The 26,672-nt window shown below is 71.4% G+C and carries 27 protein-coding genes and 1 riboswitch; of the genes, 19 read left to right on the forward strand and 8 right to left on the reverse strand.

The genetic code is table 11. The annotated features are described in order from the left end of the window. Positions 1-95: 95 nt before the first annotated feature. The 3 genes from glyA to gcvT form a co-directional block, all read right to left on the reverse strand. Positions 96-1,364, reverse strand: coding sequence for a serine hydroxymethyltransferase (gene glyA, locus AB0898_RS16960; RefSeq protein WP_366803720.1), 1,269 nt, complete (start codon positions 1,362-1,364; stop codon positions 96-98). A gap of 14 nt (positions 1,365-1,378) precedes the next feature. Then, positions 1,379-1,756, reverse strand: a complete 378-nt coding sequence (gene gcvH, locus AB0898_RS16965; RefSeq protein ID WP_366803721.1) for a glycine cleavage system protein GcvH — start codon at positions 1,754-1,756, stop codon at positions 1,379-1,381. Positions 1,757-1,908: 152 nt separating this feature from the next. After that, the gene (gcvT, locus tag AB0898_RS16970) at positions 1,909-3,042 is read right to left on the reverse strand and encodes a glycine cleavage system aminomethyltransferase GcvT (RefSeq protein WP_366803722.1); all 1,134 of its coding nucleotides are present in this window, start codon (positions 3,040-3,042) and stop codon (positions 1,909-1,911) included. A 151-nt stretch (positions 3,043-3,193) separates the two neighbouring features. Further along, positions 3,194-3,292: riboswitch (glycine riboswitch) on the reverse strand. Positions 3,293-3,469: 177 nt separating this feature from the next. Between gcvT and AB0898_RS16975 the strand changes: the two genes are divergently transcribed. The 10 genes from AB0898_RS16975 (at position 3,470) to AB0898_RS17020 (ending at position 14,243) form a co-directional block, all read left to right on the forward strand. Then, the gene (locus tag AB0898_RS16975; protein ID WP_366803723.1) at positions 3,470-4,135 is read left to right on the forward strand and encodes an AAA family ATPase; all 666 of its coding nucleotides are present in this window, start codon (positions 3,470-3,472) and stop codon (positions 4,133-4,135) included. A 66-nt stretch (positions 4,136-4,201) separates the two neighbouring features. Beyond that, positions 4,202-4,993, forward strand: a complete 792-nt coding sequence (locus AB0898_RS16980) for an enhanced serine sensitivity protein SseB (protein ID WP_366803724.1) — start codon at positions 4,202-4,204, stop codon at positions 4,991-4,993. A gap of 78 nt (positions 4,994-5,071) precedes the next feature. Next, entirely contained in the window at positions 5,072-5,890 is an 819-nt protein-coding gene (locus tag AB0898_RS16985) for an enhanced serine sensitivity protein SseB C-terminal domain-containing protein (protein ID WP_366803725.1), read from the forward strand. A gap of 353 nt (positions 5,891-6,243) precedes the next feature. Beyond that, positions 6,244-7,245 (forward strand): ABC transporter permease, encoded by a 1,002-nt coding sequence (locus tag AB0898_RS16990; RefSeq protein ID WP_407078357.1) that lies wholly within the window; start codon positions 6,244-6,246, stop codon positions 7,243-7,245. A 70-nt stretch (positions 7,246-7,315) separates the two neighbouring features. Further along, positions 7,316-9,109 (forward strand): ABC transporter substrate-binding protein, encoded by a 1,794-nt coding sequence (locus tag AB0898_RS16995; RefSeq protein WP_366803726.1) that lies wholly within the window; start codon positions 7,316-7,318, stop codon positions 9,107-9,109. Between the two features lie 108 nt (positions 9,110-9,217). Then, positions 9,218-10,216, forward strand: coding sequence for an ABC transporter permease (locus AB0898_RS17000; protein ID WP_366803727.1), 999 nt, complete (start codon positions 9,218-9,220; stop codon positions 10,214-10,216). After that, entirely contained in the window at positions 10,213-11,310 is a 1,098-nt protein-coding gene (locus tag AB0898_RS17005) for an ABC transporter ATP-binding protein (protein ID WP_366803728.1), read from the forward strand. Before AB0898_RS17000 ends, AB0898_RS17005 begins: the two co-directional genes overlap by 4 nt. A gap of 23 nt (positions 11,311-11,333) precedes the next feature. Continuing rightward, a complete protein-coding gene (locus tag AB0898_RS17010) occupies positions 11,334-12,521 on the forward strand; it encodes an ABC transporter ATP-binding protein (RefSeq protein ID WP_407078358.1) in 1,188 nt (395 codons plus the stop codon). Positions 12,522-12,638: 117 nt separating this feature from the next. Beyond that, positions 12,639-13,298 (forward strand): trimeric intracellular cation channel family protein, encoded by a 660-nt coding sequence (locus AB0898_RS17015; protein ID WP_366803729.1) that lies wholly within the window; start codon positions 12,639-12,641, stop codon positions 13,296-13,298. 84 nt (positions 13,299-13,382) lie between these two features. Next, complete coding sequence (locus tag AB0898_RS17020) at positions 13,383-14,243, forward strand: thioesterase family protein (protein ID WP_366803730.1); 861 nt, start codon at positions 13,383-13,385, stop codon at positions 14,241-14,243. On the opposite strand, the gene AB0898_RS17025 is transcribed toward AB0898_RS17020, so the two are convergent. Further along, complete coding sequence (locus AB0898_RS17025) at positions 14,230-14,826, reverse strand: TIGR03086 family metal-binding protein (protein WP_366803731.1); 597 nt, start codon at positions 14,824-14,826, stop codon at positions 14,230-14,232. The two genes, AB0898_RS17020 and AB0898_RS17025, sit on opposite strands and share 14 nt — an antisense overlap. 131 nt (positions 14,827-14,957) lie before the next feature. Between AB0898_RS17025 and AB0898_RS17030 the strand changes: the two genes are divergently transcribed. Then, entirely contained in the window at positions 14,958-15,926 is a 969-nt protein-coding gene (locus AB0898_RS17030; protein ID WP_366803732.1) for a WYL domain-containing protein, read from the forward strand. 19 nt (positions 15,927-15,945) lie between these two features. On the opposite strand, the gene AB0898_RS17035 is transcribed toward AB0898_RS17030, so the two are convergent. Further along, the gene (locus AB0898_RS17035) at positions 15,946-16,572 is read right to left on the reverse strand and encodes a TetR family transcriptional regulator (RefSeq protein ID WP_366803733.1); all 627 of its coding nucleotides are present in this window, start codon (positions 16,570-16,572) and stop codon (positions 15,946-15,948) included. A 119-nt stretch (positions 16,573-16,691) separates the two neighbouring features. Between AB0898_RS17035 and AB0898_RS17040 the strand changes: the two genes are divergently transcribed. The 3 genes from AB0898_RS17040 to AB0898_RS17050 all read left to right on the forward strand — a co-directional run bounded on the left by AB0898_RS17040 (position 16,692) and on the right by AB0898_RS17050 (position 18,784). Continuing rightward, positions 16,692-16,859 carry a hypothetical protein gene (locus AB0898_RS17040; RefSeq protein ID WP_366803734.1) on the forward strand — a complete coding sequence of 56 codons (168 nt, stop codon included), beginning with the start codon at positions 16,692-16,694 and terminating at the stop codon, positions 16,857-16,859. Positions 16,860-16,891: 32 nt separating this feature from the next. Then, complete coding sequence (locus AB0898_RS17045) at positions 16,892-17,170, forward strand: DUF4190 domain-containing protein (RefSeq protein WP_366803735.1); 279 nt, start codon at positions 16,892-16,894, stop codon at positions 17,168-17,170. Positions 17,171-17,614: 444 nt separating this feature from the next. Then, complete coding sequence (locus tag AB0898_RS17050; RefSeq protein ID WP_366803736.1) at positions 17,615-18,784, forward strand: cysteine desulfurase family protein; 1,170 nt, start codon at positions 17,615-17,617, stop codon at positions 18,782-18,784. Between the two features lie 18 nt (positions 18,785-18,802). Here AB0898_RS17050 and AB0898_RS17055 read toward each other — a convergent pair whose 3' ends face one another. Continuing rightward, complete coding sequence (locus AB0898_RS17055) at positions 18,803-19,441, reverse strand: peptidoglycan recognition family protein (protein ID WP_366803737.1); 639 nt, start codon at positions 19,439-19,441, stop codon at positions 18,803-18,805. A 93-nt stretch (positions 19,442-19,534) separates the two neighbouring features. Between AB0898_RS17055 and mnmA the strand changes: the two genes are divergently transcribed. Beyond that, entirely contained in the window at positions 19,535-20,659 is a 1,125-nt protein-coding gene (mnmA, locus tag AB0898_RS17060; RefSeq protein ID WP_366803738.1) for a tRNA 2-thiouridine(34) synthase MnmA, read from the forward strand. A gap of 54 nt (positions 20,660-20,713) precedes the next feature. On the opposite strand, the gene AB0898_RS17065 is transcribed toward mnmA, so the two are convergent. Continuing rightward, positions 20,714-21,496, reverse strand: coding sequence for an alpha/beta hydrolase (locus AB0898_RS17065; RefSeq protein ID WP_366803739.1), 783 nt, complete (start codon positions 21,494-21,496; stop codon positions 20,714-20,716). A 63-nt stretch (positions 21,497-21,559) separates the two neighbouring features. Beyond that, positions 21,560-21,883 (reverse strand): DUF427 domain-containing protein, encoded by a 324-nt coding sequence (locus AB0898_RS17070; protein WP_366803740.1) that lies wholly within the window; start codon positions 21,881-21,883, stop codon positions 21,560-21,562. Between the two features lie 50 nt (positions 21,884-21,933). Between AB0898_RS17070 and AB0898_RS17075 the strand changes: the two genes are divergently transcribed. The 4 genes from AB0898_RS17075 to ligA are packed head-to-tail and all read left to right on the forward strand — an operon-like array spanning position 21,934 to position 26,435. After that, the gene (locus AB0898_RS17075; RefSeq protein ID WP_366803741.1) at positions 21,934-22,473 is read left to right on the forward strand and encodes a TIGR00730 family Rossman fold protein; all 540 of its coding nucleotides are present in this window, start codon (positions 21,934-21,936) and stop codon (positions 22,471-22,473) included. A 7-nt stretch (positions 22,474-22,480) separates the two neighbouring features. Then, entirely contained in the window at positions 22,481-23,179 is a 699-nt protein-coding gene (locus AB0898_RS17080; protein ID WP_366803742.1) for an SDR family oxidoreductase, read from the forward strand. Positions 23,180-23,216: 37 nt separating this feature from the next. Further along, complete coding sequence (locus AB0898_RS17085; protein ID WP_366803743.1) at positions 23,217-24,224, forward strand: methionine synthase; 1,008 nt, start codon at positions 23,217-23,219, stop codon at positions 24,222-24,224. 15 nt (positions 24,225-24,239) lie between these two features. Beyond that, positions 24,240-26,435, forward strand: coding sequence for an NAD-dependent DNA ligase LigA (gene ligA / locus AB0898_RS17090; protein ID WP_366803744.1), 2,196 nt, complete (start codon positions 24,240-24,242; stop codon positions 26,433-26,435). The last annotated feature ends 237 nt before the right edge of the window (positions 26,436-26,672 follow it).

A 26,672-nucleotide genomic window follows, 5' to 3' on the forward strand; every position in this document is an offset into this window, starting at 1 on the left:
TCCTCCATACGAACAGGTACAAAAGTGATGCTGACAGAGCACGGGTGCCCCGCCCACCGGACAGTGGGCGGGGCACCCAGGTGAACTTCGGGGTACTACTTGCCCAGCGTGGGGTACAGCGGGTGCTTGTCGGCCAGCGCCCGCACGCGGCCGCGCAGCGCCTCGACGTCGTACGACGGCTTCAGCGCCTCCGCGATCACGTCCGCGACCTCGGCGAAGTCCTCGGCCGTGAAGCCGCGGGTCGCCAGCGCCGGGGTGCCGATCCTGAGGCCCGAGGTGACCATCGGGGGCCGCGGGTCGTCCGGGACGGCGTTGCGGTTGACCGTGATGCCCACCTCGTGGAGGCGGTCCTCGGCCTGCTGCCCGTCGAGCTCCGACTCCCGCAGGTCCACCAGGATCAGGTGCACGTCCGTGCCGCCGGAGAGCACGTTCACCCCGGCCGCGCGGGCGTCCGGCGCGGTCAGCCGCTCGGCGAGGATGCGCGCCCCCTCCACCGTACGCTGCTGGCGCTCACGGAAGTCCTCCGAGGCCGCCACCTTGAACGAGACCGCCTTCGCGGCGATCACGTGCTCCAGCGGGCCGCCCTGGAAACCGGGGAAGACCGAGGAGTTCAGCTTCTTCGCGAAGTCCTTCTTGGCGAGGATGATGCCGCCGCGCGGACCGCCGAGCGTCTTGTGCGTGGTGGAGGTCACCACGTCCGCGTGCTCGACCGGGTTCGGGTGCAGCCCCGCCGCGACCAGACCGGCGAAGTGCGCCATGTCGACCCACAGGTACGACCCGGCCTCGTCCGCGATCCGGCGGAACTCCGCGAAGTCCAGCTGACGCGGGTACGCCGACCAGCCCGCGATGATCACCTTGGGGCGGTGCTCCTTGGCGAGCCGCTCGACCTCGGCCATGTCGACGAGGCCGGTCTCCGCGTCCACGTGGTACGCGACCACGTCGAACTGCTTGCCGGAGAAGTTCAGCCGCATCCCGTGGGTGAGGTGGCCGCCGTGCGCGAGGTCCAGGCCGAGGATGGTGTCCCCGGGCTGGGCCAGCGCGAACAGCGCCGCCTGGTTCGCGGAGGCGCCCGAGTGCGGCTGGACGTTGGCGTACTCGGCGCCGAACAGCTCCTTCACCCGGTCGATGGCGATCTGCTCGGCCACGTCGACGTGCTCGCAGCCGCCGTAGTAGCGGCGGCCCGGGTAGCCCTCGGCGTACTTGTTGGTCAGGACGGAGCCCTGCGCCTCCATCACCGCGAGCGGCGCGAAGTTCTCGGAGGCGATCATCTCGAGGGTGGACTGCTGGCGGCGCAGCTCGGCGTCGACCGCGGCGGCGACCTCGGGGTCCAGCTCGTGCAGGGGCGTGTTCAGGACGTCAGTCATACGGCTCCGGCTCCTCAGCCTGCGGTGTAGGCGGTGTACTCGTCGGCGGAGAGCAGCTCCTCGGGCTTCTCCGCGGCGCGCACCTTGAACAGCCAGCCGCCCTCGAAGGGCGCGGAGTTCACCAGGGCGGGGTCGTCGACGACGTCCTGGTTGATGTCCGTGATCTCACCGGTGACCGGCGAGTACAGCTCCGAGACCGACTTGGTGGACTCCAGCTCGCCACAGGACTCGCCCGCGGTCACCGTGTCGCCGACCTCGGGGAGCTGGACGAAGACCACGTCGCCGAGCGCGTTGGCCGCGTGCTCGGTGATGCCGACCGTCGAGACGCCGTCCTCGGCGTCGGACAGCCACTCGTGCTCCTTGGTGTAGCTCAGCTGCTGCGGGTTGCTCATGACCTGAATTCTCCTGTACGCGACGGCGTGCTGGACGGACGAAGGGGACGGAAACCGCTGATGAGCGGGGAAAATGTGCGCAGGGTCACGCCGGTGTGCCACCGGCGGCGGTCCCGGCCGGCGGCCGCTTCCCGGTCCCCGCGCGGTGGTGGTTACTTCCGGCGCTTGTAGAACGGCAGCGCCACGACCCGGTACGGCTCGTGGCTGCCCCGGATGTCCACGCCGACGCCCTCGGTGCCCGGGGCCGCGTGCGCCGCGTCCACGTAGGCCATGGCGATCGGGCTGCCCAGGGTGGGGGAGGGGGCGCCGGAGGTCACCTCGCCGATCACCTCGCCGCCCGCGACGACGGCGTACCCGGCGCGCGGCACCCGGCGGCCCTCGGCGATCAGGCCGACCAGCACGCGCGGCGGGTTCTGCTCGGCGCGCCCGGCGGCCTCCTCCAGCGCGGCGCGGCCCACGAAGTCGCCGTCCTTGGCGAACTTCACGACCCGGCCGAGACCGGCGTCGAACGGGGTCAGCTCCCGGGTCAGCTCGTGGCCGTACAGCGGCATGCCCGCCTCAAGACGCAGGGTGTCGCGGCAGGACAGCCCGCACGGGACCAGGCCGGACGCCTCGCCCGCCTTGGTCAGCGCCTGCCACAGCTCCACCGCGTGCTCCGGCTTCACGAACAGCTCGAAGCCGTCCTCGCCGGTGTAGCCGGTGCGGGCGATCAGCGCGGGGACGCCCGCGACCGTGCCGGGGAGCCCGGCGTAGTACTTGAGGTTGTCCAGGTCCGCGTCGGTCAGCGACTTGAGGATCGCGGGGGACTCGGGGCCCTGGACGGCGAGCAGCGCGTAGGCGTCGCGGTCGTCGCGGACCTCGGCGTCGAAGCCCGCCGCGCGCTCGGTCAGGGCGTCGAGGACGACCTGGGCGTTGGAGGCGTTGGCCACGACCATGTACTCGGAAGAAGCGGCCCCGGTCTCACCGAGGCGGTAGACGATCAGGTCGTCCAGGATGCCGCCGTCGGCCTGGCAGATCATGGTGTAGCGGGCGCGGCCGGGACCGACCGAGGCGATGTCGCCGACCAGGGCGTAGCCGAGGAGCGCGGCCGCGTCGGGGCCGGTCACGGTGATCTCGCCCATGTGCGAGAGGTCGAAGAGACCGGCCCGGGTGCGCACCGCCACGTGCTCGTCCCGCTCGGAGCCGTAGCGCAGGGGCATGTCCCAGCCGGCGAAGTCGGTCATGGTCGCGCCGAGCGCGCGGTGCACGGCGTCGAGCGCGGTGTGACGGGGTTCGGTGCTGTTCATCGGTCGGTCGTCTCCCAGGGCAACGGGGATGGGGCGAGGAACGTTCCTCCCCATCTGTCATCGGAACCTGAGAGGTTCGCCATGACCGCACGGTCACGGTTTGCACCTTGGGTGGAGCCACTGCCGGCAGCGGCCCGCTTTTCAGATGTGCCTCGCCCGCGCGGTACGGGGCCTGAGAGATTCAAGGGAGGGACTTGCTCCTTCGGCGCCCCGGCAGACGTACTGCCAGGGACTCTCCCGCGCGGATTCAAGCGGCCGGTATGCAGTTGGCGGCCACATCATCGCACGGCGATCGCCGCCGTTGAAGGGGCGGCCGCCTGTGACCGGACCGTGGCAGTACGGGCACGGAACCACCGACTTACCGCATTACCTTCTCTTTACATTCGATGGGCAAGGGATTACCGAACCCAAGGGGAGGACGATCACGGTGAACAGGACTCCGGCGTACGCCACCACCGGCCTGGCGGTGCCGAGCCAGCCCTCCGCCCCGGCGCGGGAACGCCGGGCCGCCACCCGTCCGGCCCCGCTCGTGCGCGACCTGCGCGAACGCGCCGGCGCCACGCCCCGCGAACTCCGCTTCGGGCCGGAGGACCTCGTGGTCGTCACCGGGCTGCCCGGCAGCGGCAAGTCCACCCTCATGCACCGCACCGTCCCCGGCCGCCGCGTCGACTCCCAGGACACCCGCGACCGCTGGCAGACCCGCCTGGCCGCCCTGCCGTACGCGCTCTACCGCCCCCTGGTCCGCCTCGCCCACTACGCCGGGCTGCGCCGCGCGCTGGCCACCGGCGAGGGCGTCGTCGTGCACGACTGCGGCACCCAGCCCTGGGTGCGCGCCTGGCTCGCCCGCGAGGCCCGCCGCAGGGGCGCCGCCCTCCATCTGGTCCTGCTCGACGTGGACGCGGGCGCCGCCCGCCGGGGCCAGCGCGAGCGCGGCCGGGGCGTCTCCCGCTACGCCTTCGGCCGGCACCGGCACGCCACCGGCCGGCTGCTGCGCGCGGTGGAGCGCGGCGAACTGCCCGCCGGCTGCGCCTCGGTGGTGCTCCTGGACCGCGCCGCGGCGGACCGCCTCAGCCGGATCGACTTCGCGGCGTGAGGTCCGCCGCCCGCACCGGATAGCCTTCTGCACCACAGCATGGTTTTCCCGGCAGGCGGTAGGAACATGGACTTCCCGGCGGACTTTCCCGCGGACTTCCCGGCACAGGCGCACCCCCAGCCGCACGGCGGCTGGCCCGGCAACGAACTGGAGGAGGTGCTCTCGGCCTCCCTCGGCGTGCCCTCGGCGGGCGCGCGGATCGTCGAGGTGCTCTCCCGCAGCTTCGTGTGGATCCCGCTGCCCAACGGCGGCAGCCCGCAGAGCGGTTCGCTCGATCTGCCCTCCGTGGAGATCGAGGGCCAGGTGTTCATCCCGGTCTTCAGCTCCGAGGAACAGTTCCGCCAGTCCCCGGGCGCCCATCTCCCCTTCACCGTCGCCCCGGCCGTGGAATTCGCGCGCGGGCTGCCGCCGCAGGCGGGCATCGTGCTCAACCCCGGTGGCGTGGTGGGCGTTCCGCTGCCGCCCGAGGCGGTGGCCGAGCTGTGCCGGTCCGACCGCACGGTGCTCGACGGTCCGGCGGGCGGCGCCCGGGTCCGGCTGTTCGAGCCCGACTGGCAGGAGGACCCGGTGGACTTCCTCGCCGCCGCCTCCGCCGAGTTCGCGGCCACGGGCGTCGTCGTCACGGCCCGGCGCTGCCTCGCCGCCATCGAGACGGCCGACCCCGTCCTCTTCGTCGGCGTCGAACTCTCCCAGTGGGAAGGCGACTTGCGCGACCGCCCGCTGGAGGCGCTGGAGCGCGCCCTCGCCCTGTCCCCGGCCCCCTGGCCCGTCAACCTCGTCCTCCTGGACGTGGCCCAGGACCCGGTCGGCGACTGGCTGAAGACGAACGTGCGGCCGTTCTACCAGTTCGGCAATTAGTCACTCATAGGGATACCGGCGATCGCCGCTTAAGCTGTCCTCCACACTGGGGCAAGAATCGAAGGGGCGGTAAGACAGGTGAGCGCGAGCCCGAGCGCCGGCGTCGAACACACACTCCGCCAGGTCACCCCCGGCCGCTACGACGCCTACGAGGCACTGCTGCGCGCCCTCGCCACCCCCTCGACAGGCCAGATCTGGATGCTGCTCTGGCACGGCCAGGCCGGCTCCCCGGACGCGCAGTACGGGAACATGGAGGTCGACGGCTTCGGCTACGCCCCCTGTGTGACCTCCGCGCAGGAGCTGTCGGCCAGCGGCTGGAGCCGGTCGTACGAGGTGGTCGACGGCCTCGACGTGGCCCGCACCCTCTACCCCGACCACTACGGCCTCTGGCTCAACCCGCACGCCCCCGGCGGCGGCGTCGGCATCCCCTGGCTGGACCTGCGCCGCATCGCCACGGGCCTGGACCGCCAGCCCGCAGGTCCGCTCAGCATGTCCGAACCCGCCATCGGCGTACCGGCGTTCTACGCCCTGCTCGCGCAGAACGCCCACCGCACCCCCGCCCTGCGCTCGCTGCGCCGGGCCTGGGTGCAGCCCGCGCTCGGCGCGCCGTACCTCGCCATCGGCCTGGACGTGTACGAGACGACCCCGGCGGCGGTCGACTCGGTGCGGGCGATGATGCAGCAGTCCATCGGCGCGGTGCCCGACGGGCTGCCCGTCTCGACGGTCGCGATGACCGACGACTACGACCCGGTCGTGATGTGGATGCGCGCCAACGCGCGCCCGTTCTACGACCGCGAGGCCCACGTCGTCGCGTCCCCGCCCCAACTCCCGCCCGCCGTAAGGCCTCAGGCGCCCGCGGCCGGGTACGGCTACCCACCGGTGCGCGGCGGTTACTGAGCAACAGGCCCTCTACGGAGGGCCTTTGGTTTTCCGCGAGCAAAATTTACCCAGCGGAAACACAAAGACACATCTGGAACGTGTCGTTCCACCCCAACCGCGTGGGATTGCCGGTCTGTCCCAACTGGCCACGATTCGAAGATGGTTACCCACGGACCGGGTAACGGAAACCCCCTTCAGTGGATCACGGTTGCGCATCCTTTCCCCGTCAGGACTGGCGGGCGATCATGACGGCACTGAAGACTCCCGAACAGAACACGAGGTGGAGATCTTGTGTTCGAGTGCAAGTCGACATAGCCGCAATCCGCGGCAGGCACAGGCCGGTCACCACCGGCGAGAGGGGTCGGGTCACTGTGACCGCACCGATCGAGACCACCGGGGCGGCGGCCGAAGCACAGCCGGGAGCTGTGCTCGACGGCGCCGGCAAGGGGAAGGTCGAGGGTCGCTCTCTCGGGCGGATCGCCTGGGAGCGCCTGAAGCGGGACAAGCTCGCCCTGACGGGCGGCACCGTGGTCCTCCTGCTGATCCTGGTGGCCCTGCTCGCGCCGGTGATCGCCGGACTGGTCGGGCAGGACCCCGACGTCCACAACGAGAAGCTGATCGACCCGCTGTTCGGCACCCCCACGGGCTCCTTCGGCGGCATCAGCGGCGAGCACCTGCTGGGCGTCGAGCCGGTCAGCGGCCGCGACATCTTCGCGCGCATCCTCTACGGCTCCCAGATCTCGCTCCTGGTGGGCTTCATGTCCGCCGTGGTGGCGATCATCCTCGGCACCGTGCTCGGCATCCTCGCCGGTTTCTTCGGCGGCTGGGTCGACTCCCTCGTCAGCCGGATCATGGACGGCCTGCTGGCCTTCCCGCAGCTGCTCTTCATCATCGCGCTGGTCTCCGTCATGCCGAACGACATGCTGGGCCTGCACGGCACCGGCGTGCGCGTCTTCGTGATGATCCTGGTCATCGGCTTCTTCGGCTGGCCCTACATCGGCCGCGTGGTGCGCGGCCAGACGCTCTCGATGCGTGAACGCGAGTACGTCGAGGCGGCCCGTTCGCTCGGCGCCGGGCGGTTCTACATCCTCTTCAAGGAACTGCTGCCCAACCTCGTGGCGCCCATCATCGTGTACACGACGATGATGATCCCGACGAACATCCTCACGGAGGCGGCGCTCAGCTTCCTCGGCGTGGGCGTCAAGCCGCCGACCGCCTCGTGGGGACAGATGCTCTCCAACGCCATCGACTACTACGACTCGGACCCCACGTACATGGTGGTGCCCGGTCTGGCGATCTTCATCACCGTCCTTGCGTTCAACCTCTTCGGCGACGGCGTGCGTGACGCGCTGGACCCGAAGGGCTCCCGCTGAACGGCCCTACCCCAAGCGACCCGTGGCACCTGGCACGGGGTCTTTCATCCAATCCGGAGGATCCGAGATCGTGACTACCCAACGCACCTCAGGGCGGCGCAAGCAGGCCCTTGCCGCTGCCGTAGTGGTCGCCGGCCTGCTGACCACGGCGGCGTGCGGCGGTGGCAAGGACGACAACAGCGGTTCGAAGGCCGGCGCGCCCGGCTTCGACGCCGCCAACAACAAGGTGGCCCAGGCGTCGCTCGCCAAGAAGGGCGGCGAGCTGAAGTTCGCGGCCACTCAGGACGCCGACTCGTACGACACCACCCGTGGCTACTACGGCTTCGCATGGAACTTCATGCGCTTCTACAGCCGCCAGCTGGTCACCTACAAGACCGAGCCGGGCGCCACGGGCGCGCAGCTGCAGCCCGACCTCGCCACCGACATGGGCAAGGTCTCGGACGACGGCAAGACCTACACGTTCACCCTGCGCGACGGGGCCACGTGGGAGGACGGCAAGCCGGTCACGTCCAAGGACGTCAAGTACGGCATCGAGCGCCAGTGGGCCCAGGACGTCCTCTCGGGCGGCCCGGTCTACCTGAAGAACGTGCTCGACCCGAAGAACAAGTACAAGGGTCCCTACAAGGACTCCGCCAAGGACCACCTGGGCCTGAAGGCGATCGACACGCCCGACGACAAGACGATCGTCTTCCACCTGCCCGAGGCCAACTCGGACTTCCTGCAGATGATCGCGCTGCCCTCGGCCTCGCCGGTGCGCCAGGACAAGGACACCAAGTCCAAGTACGGCCTGCACCCGTTCTCCAACGGCCCGTACAAGTTCCAGTCCTACGAGCCGGGCAAGGGCCTCCTCCTCGTCCGCAACGCGGCCTGGAAGAAGTCGTCGGACCCGTTCCGCAAGGCGCTCCCGGACAAGATCAGCGTCAAGCTGTTCACCAACGCCAACGACATGGACCAGCGTCTGATCGCCGGCGACTACGACCTGGACCTGGGCCAGACCGGCATGTCGCCGCAGGGCCGCACCATCGCCCTCAAGCAGCACAAGGCGAACCTGGACAACCCGGTCTCGGGCTTCATCCGTTACGCGTCCTTCCCGCAGAGCGTGAAGCCGTTCGACAACATCCACTGCCGCAACGCCGTCATCTACGGCGCGGACCACGTCTCGCTGCAGACCGCGCGCGGTGGCCCGATCGCGGGTGGCGACATCGGCACCAACATGCTGCCGCCGGCCGTGCCGGGCTCCGAGGGCCAGAAGTACGACCCGTACCAGATCTCCGGCGCCAACAAGGACGGCAACGTCGCGAAGGCCAAGGAAGAGCTGAAGGCGTGCGGCAAGCCGAAGGGCTTCAGCACCACCATCGCCGTGCGTAACAACAAGCCGGTCGAGGTGGCCACCGCCGAGTCGATGCAGGCGTCGCTGAAGAAGATCGGCGTCAACGCCCAGATCGACCAGTACGACGGTGCGCAGTACGCCGGCATCATCGGCAGCCCTTCGAACGTGAAGAAGAAGGGCTACGGCATCATCATCATGGGCTGGGGCCCGGACTTCCCGTCCGTCCAGGGCTACGGTCTGCCGCTGTGGTCCAGCAGCTACATCCTGGAGAACGGCAACAACAACTTCGCCCTGATCAAGGACAAGAAGATCGACGGGCTGTTCAACCAGTACACCAAGGCGACCGACACCGCCACGCAGGCCAAGATCGCCACTGAGCTCAACCACAAGGTCATGGAGGGCGGTTACTACCTGCCCTTCACCTTCGAGAAGATGCTCAACTGGCGCTCGAACCGTCTCGCCGACGTGTACACCACCAACGCGTACAGCGGTCAGTACGACTTTGTCAGCCTGGGCCTGAAGGCCTCGAAGTAATCCCGGCACACCCGCCGAACGGCACGAAAGGCAGGTGAAGGCCGGCGCGGCGTGACCGCGGGCCCCGGACGACCTCCGGGGCCCGCGGTCCGCGGCGGGCCGTAAGCTGTGCTCGCTTACCTCATCAGGCGGCTCTTCGCCGCCGCAGTGATGCTGGTGGTCATCATCTCGGTGGTCTTCTGCATCTTCTTCGTCATCCCCAAGTGGGCGGGCGTCGACATCGCCACGAGCTTCGTCGGCAAGCAGGCCGACCCGGCATCCGTCGAGGCGGTCCGGGAGAAGCTGGGTCTGGGCGACCCGGTCTACCTCCAGATCTGGCACTTCTTCAAGGGCCTCTTCGTCGGGCGCACTTACGCGGCCGGCGGCGATGTCACCCACTGTGCCGCGCCCTGCTTCGGCTACTCCTTCCGCAGCGAGCAGGCCGTCTGGCCGGTGCTGACCGACCGCTTCCCGGTGACCCTGGGTCTCGCGCTCGGTGCCGCCCTGCTGTGGCTGGTCTTCGGTGTCGCCGCGGGTGTCCTCTCCGCGCTCAAGCGCGGCAGCCTGTGGGACCGCGGCGCGATGGTCGTGGCGCTCGCCGGTGTCTCGCTGCCGATCTACTTCACCGGTCTGCTGTCGCTGGCCGTCTTCAGCTACGGCCTCGACCTGATCGACGCACAGTACGTCCCGCTCAGCGACAGCCTCACGGGCTACCTGGGCGGCATGATCCTGCCGTGGATCACGCTGGCCTTCCTCTACGCGGCGATGTACGCGCGCATCACCCGCGCCACCATGATGGAGATCCTCGGTGAGGACTACATCCGCACGGCGCGCGCCAAGGGGCTCACGGAGCGGGTCGTCATCAGCAAGCACGCCATGCGCTCCGCGATGACCCCCATCCTGACCATGCTCGGCATGGACCTCGGCGCCCTCATCGGCGGCGCGATCCTGACCGAGACCACGTTCAGCCTGCCCGGCCTCGGCCAGAAGGTGCTGGACGCGATCAAGGGCCAGGACCTGCCCTTCATCCTCGGTGTCACCCTGATCACCTCCCTCGCGGTGCTGATCGCCAACCTCGTGGTCGACATCCTGTACGCCGTGGTCGACCCCCGAGTGAGGCTGTCATGACCGAACTGAGCAAGAGCGGAGCGGCCGTGGGCGAGCCCACGGTTTCCTCGCCCGCGCCGAAATCCTTCCTGGAAGTGCGTGACCTGAAGGTGCACTTCCCGACCGACGACGGTCTGGTGAAGTCCGTCGACGGGCTCACCTTCTCGCTGGAGAAGGGCAAGACCCTCGGCATCGTGGGCGAGTCCGGCTCCGGCAAGTCCGTGACCTCGCTCGGCATCATGGGCCTGCACACCGCCGGCCAGTACGGCAAGCGCAAGGCGCAGATCTCCGGCGAGATCTGGCTGAACGGCACCGAGCTGCTGTCCGCCGACCCCGAGCGCGTGCGCAAGATGCGCGGTCGTGAGATGGCGATGATCTTCCAGGACCCGCTGTCGGCGCTGCACCCGTACTACACGATCGGCGCGCAGATCGTGGAGGCCTACCGGACCCACCACGACGTCGACAAGAAGACCGCCCGCAGGCGCGCGATCGAGATGCTCGACCGCGTCGGCATCCCCCAGCCGGACAAGCGGGTCGACAGCTACCCGCACGAGTTCTCCGGCGGTATGCGCCAGCGCGCCATGATCGCGATGTCGCTGGTCAACAACCCCGAGCTGCTCATCGCGGACGAGCCGACGACCGCCCTGGACGTGACCGTCCAGGCGCAGATCCTCGACCTCATCCGCGACCTGCAGAAGGAGTTCGGCTCCGCGGTCATCGTCATCACCCACGACCTGGGTGTCGTCGCCGAGCTGGCCGACGACCTCCTGGTGATGTACGGCGGCCGCTGCGTCGAGCGCGGTCCGGCCGAAGAGGTGTTCTATGAGCCCCGCCACCCCTACACCTGGGGTCTGCTCGGCTCGATGCCGCGGCTGGACCGTGAGCAGCAGGAGCGCCTGATCCCGGTCAAGGGCTCCCCGCCCTCCCTGATCAACATCCCGTCCGGCTGCGCCTTCAACCCGCGCTGCCCGTACGCGGACGTCCCCAAGGACAACGTCACCCGCACGGTCCGCCCCGACCTGACCGAGGTCGGCGACCGGCACTGGGCCGCCTGCCACATGTCGCAGGAGCAGCGGGAGCGTATCTGGACCGAAGAGATTGCGCCGAAGCTGTGAGTGAGAAAGCGAAGGACGCAGCGGTGACGATTCCCGCGCAGGGCACGGACAGCGCGGCCGCCGGGGGCTCCGGCGACCGCGAGGTCCTGCTGAAGGTGACCGGGCTCCAGAAGCACTTCCCGATCAAGAAGGGTCTGCTTCAGCGGCAGGTCGGCGCGGTGCACGCGGTCGACGGCCTCGACTTCGAGGTCCGCTCCGGTGAAACGCTCGGCGTCGTGGGCGAGTCGGGCTGCGGCAAGTCGACGATGGGCCGGCTGATCACCCGGCTGCTCGAACCGACCGGCGGCAAGATCGAGTTCGAGGGCAAGGACATCACGCACCTCGGCGTCGGCGGCATGCGCCCGATGCGCCGCGATGTGCAGATGATCTTCCAGGACCCGTACTCGTCGCTGAACCCGCGCCACACCATCGGCACGATCATCAGCGCTCCCTTCAAGCTCCAGGGCGTCGAGCCCGAGGGCGGTCTGAAGAAGGAAGTGCAGCGGCTGCTGTCGGTCGTGGGTCTCAACCCCGAGCACTACAACCGCTACCCGCACGAGTTCTCCGGCGGTCAGCGCCAGCGCGTCGGCATCGCCCGCGCGCTCGCGCTCAAGCCGAAGCTGGTCGTGGCGGACGAGCCGGTCTCCGCGCTGGACGTGTCGATCCAGGCGCAGGTCGTCAACCTGCTGGACGACCTCCAGCAGGAGCTGGGCCTGACGTACGTGATCATCGCGCACGACCTGTCGGTGGTCCGGCACGTCTCGGACCGCATCGCGGTGATGTACCTGGGCAAGATCGTCGAGCTGGCCGACCGCGACGCGCTGTACCGCCGGCCGATGCACCCGTACACCAAGGCGCTGATGTCCGCGGTGCCGATCCCGGACCCGCGGCGCAAGTCGGCCAAGAGCGAGCGCATCCTGCTCCAGGGCGACGTGCCCTCGCCGATCTCCCCGCCGAGCGGCTGCCGCTTCCACACCCGGTGCTGGAAGGCGACCCAGGTCTGCAAGACCACCGAGCCGAAGCTCGTCGAGCTGACGCCGGGCCAGCAGGTCGCCTGCCACCACCCGGAGAACTTCGAGGACCAGGCCCCGCAGGACACCGTGCTGCTGACCGCCGCCAAGCAGGCGGCGGAGCTGGTGGCCGACGAGGTGCTGGCCGAGTCGGCGGAGACGTCGGCCGCGCTGGCGGCCGAGGTGGCCCCCGAGGCCGCCCCGAAGAGCACCGAGGGCTGACACACCCGGGCACACCATCGAGGGCTCCCTTCCACCGCCAGGGCGGCGGAAGGGAGCCCTCCGGGTTTCCCCCTTGCATCGCAAGGCGCGCACCCGCTGTCAGGTGAGAATGTCAGGGTGCAGATCCAGCAACTCTTCAGTCCCTCCGTTCAGCACACGCTGGATGTCATCGGCATCTTCGTGTTCGCGATCTCCGGCGCCCTGCTGGCCGTCCGGAAGAACTTCGACGTCTTCGGCATCGCCGTCCTCGCCGAGGTGACCGCGCTGGGCGGAGGGCTGATCCGCGATCTGATCATCGGGGCCGTGCCGCCGGCCGCCTTCACCGACCTCGGCTACTTCGTGACCCCGCTGCTCACCGCCGTGGTGGTCTTCTTCCTCCATCCGCACGTCGAACGCATCCAGTCGGCGGTGCTCGTCTTCGACGCGGCCGGACTCGGCCTCTTCTGCGTCACCGGCACGACCAAGGCGTACAGCTACGGCCTCGGCCTCACCGCCTCCGCGACACTCGGCCTCGCCACCGCCGTCGGCGGCGGTGTGCTGCGCGACGTGCTCGCCAACGAGGTGCCCTCGCTGCTGCGCTGGGACCGCGACCTGTACGCCGTCCCGGCGATCGTCGGCGCCACCATGGTGGTGCTCTGTATCCGCTACGACGCCCTCACCCCCGTCACCAGCGGGGTCGCCGCCGTCACCGCCTTCGTGCTGCGGCTGCTGGCGATGAAGTACCACTGGCGGGCGCCGCGCGCCTGGAACCGCCGGTCGACGGTCATGGAGGAGTAGCGGAGCCGTGCGCGCGAAGATCTCGTCATCTGCCCGCAACACCCAAAGCTACTGCTTAGTAATGTGTTGTTGTACGGTTCACCCATGCCAGAAGCAGCTTCCGTACCCGCCGCAGCGGCCCTGATCGGCGACAGCGAGTTCGACCGCGACACCGAGGTCGTCCGCCGCGAGCCCGGCGTCTACGACATCGACCTCTCGGCCGGCTGGACCATCATCAACGCCGTCAACGGCGGCTATCTGCTGGCCGTCCTCGGCCGGGCCCTCGCGGACACCCTGCCGCACCCCGACCCGTTCACGGTTTCCGCGCACTATCTGACCGCGTCCCAGCCAGGGCCCGCCGTGGTGCGCACCGAGACCGTGCGCACCGGCCGCACGCTCTCCACCGGCCAGGCGTCGCTGTTCCAGTACGACGCCGACGGCAACGAGGTCGAGCGCATCCGCGTCCTCGCCTCCTACGGCGACCTCGGCGCCCTCCCCGACGACGTGCGCACCACCGCCGTCCCGCCCGTGATCCCGCCGCCGGCGCGGTGCCTCGGGCCCGAGGACGGCCCGGCGCCGGTCGAGGGCGGCTCGGCCATCACCGACCGGCTCATGCTCAAGCTGGACCCCGCGACCCTCGGCTGGGCGCTCGGCGCGCCCTCCGGCAAGGGCGAGATGCGGGCCTGGTTCGGGCTCGCCGACGGCCGCGACGCCGACCCGCTCTCGCTGCTGCTCACGGTGGACGCGCTGCCGCCGACCGCGTTCGAGATCGGGCTGACCGGCTGGGTGCCCACCGTCGAGCTGACCGTCCACGTCCGCAGGCGCCCCGCCCCCGGCCCGCTGCGGGTGTCGATCACCACCCGCAACCTGGCCGGCGGCTTCCTGGAGGAGGACGCCGAGGTCTGGGACAGCGAGGACCGGCTCGTCGCCCAGTCCCGTCAGCTGGCCCGCGTCAGGCTCGGCTGATCGGCGTACGGCCCAGCCACGCCGCGAGCCGCCCGTAGGCGTCGGCGCCCTCCGGGGCGCTGCGGCGCTCCCCGAACGGCAGCACCTCGCGCGACCGGGACTCCGGCAGCTGCCGCTCGGCCACCGCGAGCGCGAACGCGCCCACCTCCGGGTCGAGTTCGACGGGGTGGCCGAGCGCGTCGGAGAGGTCCCAGGTGTGGGCCACGATCTCCATCACATAGCCCGCCAGGGCCGCGTGACCGGGGACCTCGCCCCAGGGCACCCGGACCGCCCGCGTCATGAGGTCGTCGTCGTCCCACGCCTTCAGCATCAGGGTGCGGACCTCGTCGTAGGCCGCGCCCCAGCCGTCGTCGGCGACCTCGCCGGCGGGACGGCCGCCCGGGGCGGGGGCCGCGCCGCCGGGGATCGCGGCGATGCCCCGGGTGCCGTTGACGACGTGCTCCAGCAGTCCGCGCACGTCGAACTCGGTACACGCGGTGGGCAGGCCGAGCTGATCGGGCCGTACCGCCGAGATCAGACGGGCCGCCTGCTCGCTGGCGCGGTGGTAGACGGGGCGCGGGTCGGTGAAGTCGGTGGTGGTCATGGTGGTGCCTCTCCGTGAATCGGCCCCTGTATCGGTGGGGCGCGTGAGCCGGTGGGGAGAGCATCGGCGGAAAACCTGACAGATTCCGTCAACATTTGTGCGCGTCCCCCCATCGGCGCAATCCTGGGCGCGTGAAGTCCGACCGGCTGCTGTCGATCCTGCTGCTCCTCCAGACCCGGGGCCGGGTCCCCGCGCGCGAACTCGCCGCCCGTCTGGAGGTGTCGGTGCGCACGGTCTACCGGGACGTGGAGGCGCTGTCCGCCGCCGGGGTCCCGGTGTACGCCGAGCGTGGCCGGCACGGCGGGATCGCGCTGCTCGCGGGCTTCCGTACGGATGTCAGCGGGCTCACCGCCGACGAGTCCCGCGCGCTGTTCATCCTGGCCGCCGAGGGCGCGCACGCCGCGCTCGGCCTGGACGCCGCCCTCGGCTCGGCCCTGCGCAAGGTGATGGCGGCGCTGCCCGAACCGCACCGGCCCGCCGCCGAACTCGCCCGCCGCCGCGTGCTCGTCGACGCCACGCGCTGGCGCGACGGACCGCGGGCGGCGGTCGATCTGGAGGTGCTGCGGGAGGCGGTGTTCCGCGACCGGCGGCTGCGGCTGCGCTACCGGCACAGCGGACAGCGGGAGCCGCGCACCTACACCGTGGACCCCTACGGCCTGGTCGCCAAGGCCGGGGTCTGGTACCTGGTCGCGGACCGGCGGGCCCGGCCGCAGCTCTTCCGGGCCGACCGGGTGGACGCGGCCCGCCTCCTCGACGACCCGGTGCGCCGCCGCCCCGGCACCGAACTGGCCGATGTGTGGGAGGTGTTGCTCCGCCAGGTGGAGGACTGGCCGGACGGCGCGATCGACGTCACCGTGCGGGTGCGCCGCGAACGCCTGGACTTCTTCCTGCGCATCGCGGGACCCCACCTGGCCGAACTCCCGCCGGACACGGGGGAGGAGGAGTGGGTCGTCGCCCGGATGACCTTCCCGGTGCTGCGCGCGGTGCGTCAACTCCTGGGCTTCTCCGACCAGGTGGAGATCCTGGACCCGCCCGAGGCGCGGGCCGAACTCCTGCGGGGCGCGCGCTCGGCGCTGGAGCTGTACGGCGAACAGGCTTGATTTCCGGGGGAGCCGGGTCTCAGTCCAGCCAGTGCCTGCTGCCCAGCGAGATGAGCCGCAACTGCTGGGCGGCCAGCCGGGTCACGCGCTCCCGCTCGCCCGGGGGGCCGTCCTGGGACTCCAGGAACAGGGAGGCGGTGATGAGCATCTGGTCCACGTAGAGGTGGGCCAGCATGAGTACGTCGGCCTCGGCCCAGCCCTCGGTCTGCGGGTCGGCGCCCAGTTCGGAGCACACCTCCTCGGCGAACCGGGCCAGTTCGGCCTGGATCGCCTCGCGTACCGCCTTCACCCCGCCGTGCCGCTCGCGCGCGATGAAGCGGACGTGCGCGGGATGGGTGTCCACGTGGTGGGCGATCAACTCGACGGCACGGCGGATGCGTTCCTCGCTGTCGTTCCCGGCGGCGACCGTCGGGCGCACCATCGGGTGCAGGCTGCCGAGCGCCTCGCCGACCAGGGCGACGCCGAGGTCGGCGGTCGAGCGGAAGTGCCGGTAGAAGGCGGTCGGGGCCACGCCGACGGCCCGGGTCACCTCGCGCAGCCCCAGGCTGCTCAGGCTCTGCTCCTCCAGCAGGGTGAGTGCCGCGTCCAGGAACGCCTGACGGGTCCGCTGTTTCTGGGCCTGCCGGGCGCCGAGGGTGTGACTCATGTCATCCAGTTAACAACTGTTCTCTCTAATTGGAAAGTCGTGCGGCGCGCTAGACTCGGTGTCAGTGAACAACTGTTACTACAACTGTTCACCCACACTCGGAGGGGGGATTCGATCCCATGCTGTTCCTCGTCGCCGCACTGATGCTGCTCGGTGTCGTCCTCGGCACCGTGGCCCACGCGCCGCTGCCCGTCACCGCGGCCGTCGCCGTCTTCATCGCCGCCTGGCTCGGCGTCTTCGCGCTCCGCGAGTACCACGGCCGCAGGCGCCACCACTCCGCCGACTGACCGCCCGTCACGATCCGTAGGAGCTGAGCACCATGCGACTGACCGCACCCGCCGTCCGCCCCGCCGAGGCCGCCCCGCGCACCCGGGACGCCGACGGCATGGCGGTGGCCTCCTTCGTCCTCGGCCTCCTCGGCCTGCTCGTCCTCAACCTCGTCCTCGGCCCCGTCTCCATCGTCCTGGCCGCCGTCGCCCTGTGGCGCGGCACGTCCCGCCCCGGCCGGGCCTGGCTGGGCATGACCCTGGGCGCGGCCGACCTGGTGGCCCTGGCCGTCTCGATGCAGCTGTCCCACACGGTGTCCTGGAGCCTGTGACGCGGGTGTTCCCGGGCCGGGGGCTGGTGCCCCGGGGCGGTGGGCCGGCGTTCCCGAGCCGGCGGGGCCGGTGTTTCCAAGTCGGGGAGGCCGGCGTTCCCGGGCCTGTGATGCGGGTGTTCCCGGGCCGGGGGACTGGTGTCCCCGAGTCGGCGGGGGTCGGTGTCTTCGGGCCGGATGGGTCGGTGTCCCCGAGTTGGGGAGGCCGGCGTTCCCGGGCCTGTGGCGCGGGTGTTCCCGGGCCGGGGGCTGGTGTCCCCGAGTTGGGGAGGCCGGCGTTCCCGGGCTTGCGGCGCGGGTGTTCTCGGGCCGGGGGGCTGGTGTCCCCGAGTCGGTGGGGACCGGTGTCTCCGAGCCGGATGGGCCGGTGTCCCCGAGCCGGGGAGCCCGGGCCGGGCCGACGGCGCGGGGTGTGGGTCCGGCCGCCGTAGAATCGGCGGCACCATGGCTTACCTCGACCACGCCGCCACGACCCCGATGCTCCCCGAGGCCGCCGAGGCGCTGACCGCCCGCCTGGGCGTCACCGGCAACGCGTCCTCGCTGCACGCCTCCGGCCGCCGGGCCCGCCGTACGGTCGAGGAGTCCCGTGAAACCCTCGCCGAGGCGCTGGGCGCCCGGCCCAGCGAGATCGTCTTCACCTCCGGCGGCACCGAGGCCGACAACCTCGCGGTCAAGGGCCTGTACTGGGCCCGCCGCGCCGCCGACCCGGCCCGCGTCCGTGTCCTGTCCAGCCCCGTCGAGCACCACGCCGTCCTCGACGCCGTGCACTGGCTGGGCGAGCACGAGGGCGCCGTCGTCGAGTACCTCCCCGTCGACCGCTACGGCCGGGTGAGCCCCGAGGTGCTGCGCGAGGCCATCGCCCGCAACCCCGACGATGTCGCCCTCGCCACCGTGATGTGGGCCAACAATGAGATCGGCACCCTCATGGCGGTGCGTGAACTGGCCGACGTGGCAGCCGAGTTCGGGGTCCCGCTGCACGCCGACGCGGTCCAGGCGTTCGGGCAGGTCCCGGTCGACTTCGCCGCGTCGGGGCTCGCCGCCATGACCGTCTCCGGGCACAAGATCGGCGGGCCGTACGGCATCGGCGCGCTCGTGCTCGGCCGGGAGTACAGTCCCGTACCCGTGCTGCACGGCGGCGGGCAGGAGCGCCATGTCCGCTCCGGCACGCTCGACGTGCCCGCCGTCGCCTCCTTCGCGGTCGCCGGACGTATCGCCGCCGAACAGCAGGAGCGGTTCGCCCGCGAGGTCGGCGCGCTGCGCGACCGGCTGGTGGACGCCGTACTGACGGCCGTCCCCGACGCGATCCTCGGCGGCGACCCCGCCCCCGGCGGCCGGCTGCCCGCCAACGCCCACTTCACCTTCCCCGGCTGCGAGGGCGACTCCCTGCTCCTGCTGCTCGACGCCCAGGGCATCGAGTGCTCCACCGGCTCCGCCTGCACGGCGGGCGTCGCCCAGCCCAGCCACGTCCTCCTCGCCACCGGCACCGACCCCGACCTCGCCCGCGGCACCCTCCGCTTCTCGCTCGGCCACACCTCCACCGACGAGGACGTGGAGGCGGTCGCCAAGGCGATCGGACCCGCCGTGGAGCGGGCGCGCGCCGCCGGACTGACCTAGACCTGGGGGAGTCTCCCGCTAAACCCGCGCCTGCCGCACCAGCTTCATGTACCGGTCCCAGTCCCAGTGCGGACCCGGGTCCGTGTGGTCCGTGCCCGGCACCTCCACGTGCCCGATCACATGCTCCCGGTCGGGCTTCATGCCGTACCGCGCGCATATCCGCGCCGTCAGCCGCGCCGAGGACGCGTACATCGCGTCCGTGAAGGACGAGGCGTCGTCCACGAAACCGACGTGCTCGATGCCCACACTGCGCTCGTTGTACGACCGGTTGCCCGCGTGGAAGGCCACGTCCAGCTCGCGGATGAGCTGGGTGACCCGGCCGTCCCCGCGCACGATGTAGTGCGCCGCCGCGCCGTACCCCCGCTGCTGGAAGACCTTCACCGCCGAGGCGTAATCGCCCTGCGTGACATGGACGACGACCCGGTCCACCGGATAGTCGTCGGGGCGGTCCGCGCGGCGGTAGTTCCCCGGCGCGGCCGCCACCCAGCGCGCCCCCCGGAAGTCCACCGCGCCGGCCACCCGGGGCCGCTCCACGCCCGGCAGCCGCCACCACAGCCGGGACAGCTCCTCGCGCGCCAGCGCCGCCGTGCCCGCGGCCGCCGCGCCGCCGCCGATCAGCAGCGCCCGCCGGCCCAGCCGCCGGTCCCCGTCACCCATGCCGCCCCCGTCTCCCCGCCGTCCCGTTCCCCCTGTGATCTTCAACGGGCTCCCGGCGTCCGCGGTTCCCGCGCCCCGTACCCTGGAAGGGTTATGACTGAGACCCCGCAGCGCCCCCTCCGCGTCCTCGCCGCCATGTCCGGCGGGGTGGACTCCGCCGTCGCCGCCGCGCGTGCCGCGGAAGCCGGGCACGACGTGACCGGCGTCCATCTCGCGCTCTCCGCGAACCCGCAATCGTTCCGCACCGGAGCGCGGGGCTGCTGCACCATCGAGGACTCCCGCGACGCCCGCCGCGCCGCCGACGTCATCGGCATCCCCTTCTACGTCTGGGACCTCGCCGACCGCTTCCGCGAGGACGTGGTCGAGGACTTCATCGCGGAGTACGAGGCGGGCCGCACCCCCAACCCCTGCCTGCGCTGCAACGAGAAGATCAAGTTCGCCGCGCTGCTCGACAAGGCGCTCGCGCTCGGCTTCGACGCGGTCTGCACCGGCCACTACGCCCAGGTGATCGTCCGCGAGGACGGCACCCGCGAGCTGCACCGCGCCTCCGACATGGCCAAGGACCAGTCGTACGTCCTCGGCGTCCTGGACGACCGCCAGCTCGCGCACGCCCTCTTCCCGCTCGGCGACACCGTCACCACCAAGGACGAGATCCGCGCCGAGGCCGAGCGCCGGGGACTCGCCGTCGCCAAGAAGCCCGACTCGCACGACATCTGCTTCATCGCCGACGGCGACACCCAGGGCTTCCTGGCCCAGCGGCTCGGCAAGGCCGAGGGCGACATCGTGGACGAGGACGGCAACCGCCTCGGCACCCACGAGGGCGCCTACGGCTACACCATCGGCCAGCGCAAGGGCCTGCGCCTGGGCACCCCCGCCCCCGACGGGAAGCCGCGCTACGTCCTGGACATCTCCCCGGTGAACAACACCGTCACGGTCGGCCCCGCCGCCGCCCTGGACGTCACCGCGCTCACCGCGATCAAGCCCCGCTGGTGCGGCGCCGCCCCCGAGGGCCCCGGCACCTACACCGCCCAGCTGCGCGCCCACGGCGGCGAGACCGAGGTGGACGCCGAGCTGGTGGACGGCGAGCTGCGCGTCACCTTCACCGAGCCGGTGCGCGGCGTCGCCCCCGGCCAGGCGATCGTGCTGTACGACGGCACGCGCGTGGTGGGCTCGGCGACCATCGCCGCCACGACGCGGGCGGCGGCCGCGACCGTCTGACCACGCACCGGGCGGCGGCCGGCCTCACTCGGCGAAGGCTCACTCAGCGAAGGCTCACTCCGTGAAGAAGGCCGCCAGCACCGGTGCCAGGGCCGCCGGGTCGATCATGTGCGTCTGGCCCGGCAGCTCCAGGTACGTGCCGTCGGGCACCGCCTCCGTCACCGCCAGGGCCGCCTCCCGCATCCAGGCCGGGCTCATCCCGCCCGCCACCGACAGGACCGGCACCGGAATCCGGGCCAGCCGCGCGAAGGGCAGCAGCCCGTCGCCCAGGACGGCGGCGTCATGGGCGAGGCTCGGCGCGACCGCCTCCATGCCGGGCCACATCGGGGACTGCCGGGCGCGCTGGATCATCTGCTCCGCGAGCCCGGTCAGCCGCAGGAACAGCTCCACCGCGTCCCCGAGGCGCCCCGCCTGCAGAAGGCGGGACAGGTTCGCCGCGTAGACCGTCTGCTGCTCGGCGCCGCCCGGCAGGAAGTCCGCGAACGGCACCTCGTACACCGCCGCCCGGGCGACCGGCAGCCCGCTCGCCGCCGCCTCCAGGACCAGCGCGCCGCCCGAGGACACCCCGAACAGCGCCGCCTCGCCGCCCACCGCCGCGAGCAGCGCCGCCAGGTCCGCCACCTCGCGCTCCACGGCGTACGGCGGGGTGTCACCGCTCGCGCCGCGCCCCCTGCGGTCGTAGACGACGGTCGTGCACCGCTTCGAGAGGGACAGCGCCAGGGGCGCGAGCGTGCCCCCGGTGGACATCGCGCCGCTCACCAGGATCACCGTGGGCCCCTCGCCGGTCACCTGATAGGCGAGCGAGGTCCCGTCGGCGGAAGTCGTCTTCTTGTCCATGCCCGTGCAGACTGCCGTACGGTGCCGTACTCATCCGTCACGACACGGCGGCGACACCCGAGGTCACGACACTTCGGGCGCGTAGAAGCAGTAGTGGTCCCGGATCTCGGCCACCTCCGGTTTCGGATCGGGATACGCCCACACCAGGTCGGGCGCGTCCGGCCGCGACCAGTAGGACGCGGTGCCCTTGAACGGGCAGACGGTGTGGGTCTCCGAGGGCGTCAGCAGGTCCAGGCGGACGTCCTCGGCGGGCAGGTAGTAGCGCGGCGGACAGCCCGTCTCGCGCAGCACCAGCGGTCGGTCGGTCTCCGCGAGCACCTGGCCGTCGTGTACGACGCGCACATGCTGCTCGCCCTTTTCGATCGTGATCGTGTGTCCATCGCCCATACCGGAAGAGCACCGGCGGAGCCGTCTATGTTCCCGCGTACCGTGGCGGCATGAACATCTGTGTCTTCCTCTCCGCCGCCGACCTCGACGAGCGCTACACGCGCCCCACGCGGGAGTTCGGGAAACTGCTCGGCAAGGGCGGCCACACCCTCGTCTGGGGCGGCTCCGACTCCGGTCTGATGAAGGTCGTCGCGGACGGTGTGCAGGAGGCCGGAGGCAGGCTCGTGGGCGTCTCCGTGGAGTTCCTGTCGGCGGTGGCGCGGCCCGGCGCCGACGAGATGGTGGTCGCCCCCACCCTCGCGGAGCGCAAGAAGCTGCTCCTGGAGAAGGCGGACGCCGTCGTCATCATGGTCGGCGGCACCGGCACCCTGGACGAGGCCACCGAGATCCTGGAGCTGAAGAAGCACGGCAAGACCGACAAGCCGGTGGTCCTGCTCAACACGGCGGGCTTCTACGACGGCCTCCAGCAGCAGTTCCAGCGCATGGAGGAGGAGGGCTTCCTGCCCCGCCCGCTCTCCGAGCTGGTCCACTTCGCCGCCGAGCCCGCCGCCGCGCTGGCCCACCTGGAGGAGTCCCTGCCCGCCCGCTGATGCGAGCATGGCGGACATGGCTACTCATGTGATCACCGGCGCCGGTTCCGGCATCGGCGCCGCCGTCGCCCGCCGTCTGCACGCGCGCGGGGACGAACTCGTCCTGCACGCGCGCGACGCGGGCCGAGCCAAGGAGCTCGCCGCCGAGTTCCCCGGCGCCCGCACCCTGGTCGGCGACCTCTCCGACCCGGACAAGCTGTCCTGGGCCTTCTCCCACCAGAGCCTGCCGGAGCGCGTCGACTCGCTGCTGCACATCGCCGGCGTCGTCGACCTCGGTGACGTCGGGGACCTCACCCCCAAGGCCTGGCGGCACCAGCTCAACGTCAACCTGATCGCCCCCGCCGAGCTGACCCGGCACTTCCTGCCCCAGCTGCGCGCCGCCCGCGGCCAGGTCGTCTTCGTCAACTCCGGCGCCGGACTCAACGCCCACGCGGGCTGGGCGGCGTACGCCGCCTCCAAGCACGGCCTCAAGGCCCTCGCCGACTCGCTGCGCCACGAGGAGCACGGCAACGGCGTACGGGTCAGCTCCGTCTACCCCGGGCGCACCGCCAGCCCCATGCAGGCCAAGGTGCACCAGCAGGAGGGCAAGGAGTACGACCCCGGCAAGTTCATCGACCCCGAGTCGGTCGCCGACACCATCCTGCTCGCGCTGGATCTGCCCAGGGACGCCGAGATCAACGACCTGACGGTCCGTCCCGGGCGCTGACCTGCGACGCCGGTGCCGTACGGCATACCCTGCCGGGGTGAGTGAGAAGAGCGAGTTCACCTTCCCGGCCGCCACCGGCGTCGGCTCGATGCCCGGCGGGGACGCGCGCGAGACCGCGAAGACGGTCACCGGCAGCCTGGAGGACTTCCCGTACCTCGCCGAGCTGCCCGCGCGCGGCCCCGGCGCCGACATGATCGGCCGTACCGCCGGAATGCTGGTCGAGCTGTACGCGCGCGTGGAGCCCAGCGGCTGGCGCCTGTCGGACCACCCCGGGCGCGACACCCGGCGCGCGCACGCCTGGCTGCGCCAGGACCTCGACGCCCTGGAGGAGTTCACCCAGGGCTACGAGGGCGACCTCAAGGTGCAGGCCGTCGGCCCCTGGACGCTGGCCGCCGCCCTGGAGCTGCGCAACGGCGAGGCCGTGCTCTCCGACCCCGGCGCCTGCCGCGACCTCACCGCCTCCCTCGCCGAGGGCCTGCGGCTCCACCTCGCCGACGTGCGCCGCCGCATCCCCGGCGCCCGCGTGGTGCTCCAGCTGGACGAGCCCTCCCTGACGGCCGTACTGCGCGGGCAGATCCGTACCGCCAGCGGCTACCGCACCCACCGCGCCGTCGACCGCCAGGTGGTGGAGTCCGCCCTGCGCGACGTGCTCGGCGCCAACGGTGAGAGCCCCACCCTCGTCCACTCCTGCGCCCCCGACGTGCCCTTCGCGCTGCTGCGCCGCGCCGGCGTGGACGCCGTCTCCTTCGACTTCGCGCTTCTCACCGAGCGTGACGACGACACGATCGGCGAGGCCGTCGAGGCGGGCACCCGGCTCTTCGCCGGTGTCGTGCCCGGCACGGATGCCGCGTTGTCAGACCCTGCCGGTAGCGTCATGGGTGTCAGGACGCTGTGGCGCAGGCTGGGGCTGCGACCGGGGCTGCTCGCGGAGGCGGTCACGGTCACGCCCACGTGCGGTCTGGCGGGTGCTTCCCCCGCCTACGCCCGCCAGGCGCTCGCCCACTGCGTCCGGGCGGCGAGATCCCTCGCGGACAACCCTGAGTAACGGGAGGACCACACGGTGGCCGGCGACAAGCAAGCGGCGACGACAACGGTGCCCGCCGAGGCGCGCGAGCGGCACGGGCGGCTCGCGGAGCAGGTCGAGGAGCACCGCTTCCGGTACTACGTGAAGGACGCTCCCGTCGTCAGCGACGCGGAGTTCGACACGCTCCTGAAGACCCTGGAGGCCCTGGAGGAGGAGTTCCCGGAGCTGCGCACCCCGGACTCGCCCACCCAGAAGGTCGCCGGGTCCTACGAGACGGAGTTCACCGCGGTCGCCCACCGCGAGCGCATGCTCTCCCTGGACAACGCCTTCGACGACGAGGAGCTGGCCACCTGGGCCGACCGCGTCCAGCGCGAACTGGGCGACCAGGACTACCACTTCCTGTGCGAGCTGAAGGTCGACGGACTCGCCGTCAACCTCACGTACGAGCACGGCCGCCTCACCCGCGCCGCCACCCGGGGCGACGGCCGCACCGGCGAGGACATCACGCCCAACGTCCGCACCATCGCCGACATCCCCGACCGTCTGCACGGCGAGACGGTGCCCGACCTCGTGGAGATCCGCGGCGAGGTCTACTTCCCGATGGACAAGTTCCTGGAGCTCAACGAGCGCCTGGTCGCCGCCGGGGACAAGCCCTTCGCCAACCCCCGCAACGCGGCGGCCGGTTCACTGCGCCAGAAGGACCCGCGCGTCACCGCCACCCGCCCGCTGCACATGGTCGTCCACGGCATCGGCGCCCTGGAGGGCTTCAGCGGCCTGACCCGCCTGTCCGAGGCGTACGACCTGCTGAAGACCTGGGGCCTGCCCACCTCCACGCACAACCGCGTGGTGGACGACCTCGACGGCGTACGGGAGTTCATCAAGTACTACGGCGAGAACCGCCACTCCGTCGAGCACGAGATCGACGGAGTCGTCGTCAAGCTCGACGAGATCCGCCTCCAGGGGCGCCTGGGCTCCACCGCGCGCGCCCCGCGCTGGGCCATCGCGTACAAGTACGCGCCGGAGGAGGTCAACACCAAGCTGGTCGACATCAAGGTCGGCGTCGGCCGCACCGGCCGCGTCACCCCCTACGCCCAGGTCGAGCCGGTCAAGGTCGCGGGCAGCGAGGTCGAGTTCGCCACCCTGCACAACCAGGAGGTCGTCAAGGCCAAGGGCGTGCTCATCGGCGACACCGTGGTGCTGCGCAAGGCCGGTGACGTCATCCCCGAGATCCTCGGCCCGGTGGTCGACCTGCGCGACGGCAGCGAGCGGGAGTTCGTGATGCCGGCGAACTGCCCGGAGTGCGGCACCCCGCTGCGCGCCATGAAGGAGGGCGACATCGACCTCCGCTGCCCCAACGGGCGTACGTGCCCGGCCCAGTTGAGAGAGCGAGTGGCCTACCTCGCGGGCCGCGAGTGCCTGGACATCGAGCACTTCGGGGGCGTCGCCGCCGCCGCGCTCACCCGCCCGCTGGAGCCCGCCGAACCGCCGCTGGTGGACGAGGGCGACCTGTTCGACCTGACGGTGGAGAAGCTGCTCCCCATCAAGGCGTACGTCCTCGACCCCGACAGCGGGCTGCCCAAGCGCGACCCGAAGACCGGCGAGGAGAAGGTCGTCACCGTCTTCGCCAACCAGAAGGGCGAGCCGAAGAAGAACACCCTCTCCCTGCTTGAGCACATCGAGGCGGCCAAGCAGCGCCCGCTCGCCCGCTTCATCAACGGTCTGTCGATCCGTCATGTCGGCCCGGTCGCCGCGCAGGCGCTCGCCCGCGAGTTCCGCTCCATCGACCGCATCGAGGCGGCCACGGAGGAGGAACTGGCCGCCACCGACGGCGTGGGCCCCATCATCGCGGCCGCGCTCAAGGAGTGGTTCGCCGAGGACTGGCACCGCGAGATCGTCCGCAAGTGGAAGGCGGCCGGAGTCCCCCTGGAGGAGGAGGCCACCGGCGAGGACGAGGGCCCGCGCCCCCTCGAAGGGCTCACCGTCGTCGTCACCGGCACCCTGGAGAACTTCACCCGGGACGGCGCCAAGGAGGCCCTCCAGACCCGGGGCGCCAAGGTGACCGGATCGGTGTCCAAGAAGACCTCGTTCGTGGTCGTCGGTGACAACCCGGGCTCCAAGTACGACAAGGCGATGCAGCTCAAGGTGCCCGTCCTGGACGAGGACGGCTTCACCGTCCTGCTGGAGCGCGGCCCCGACGCGGCGGCCGAAGTCGCCCTGGCGACCGAGGAGTAGCGGTTGAAGGCCACCCGATCGGCGCATATCAGTTGCATACGGGTGGCCCGGCCGCATTCGGGCAACCGTCCACGACCGCTGCCCGGGGAGGCCCTCGGCGGCCTACTGTTGAGGTGTGCGCCCGCCGTGCCCAGCCGCGGCCGGGGCATCCCCGAGGCCGCGGGGCGGCCCGGGGGAGGGCTGTACACCGCCGGGCCGCCGATGGCCGACGGCCATCGAGCCGCGTGGCGTGGGCAC

It is taken from the genome of Streptomyces sp. NPDC005435, from assembly GCF_040703155.1.
Lineage (GTDB): Bacteria > Actinomycetota > Actinomycetes > Streptomycetales > Streptomycetaceae > Streptomyces.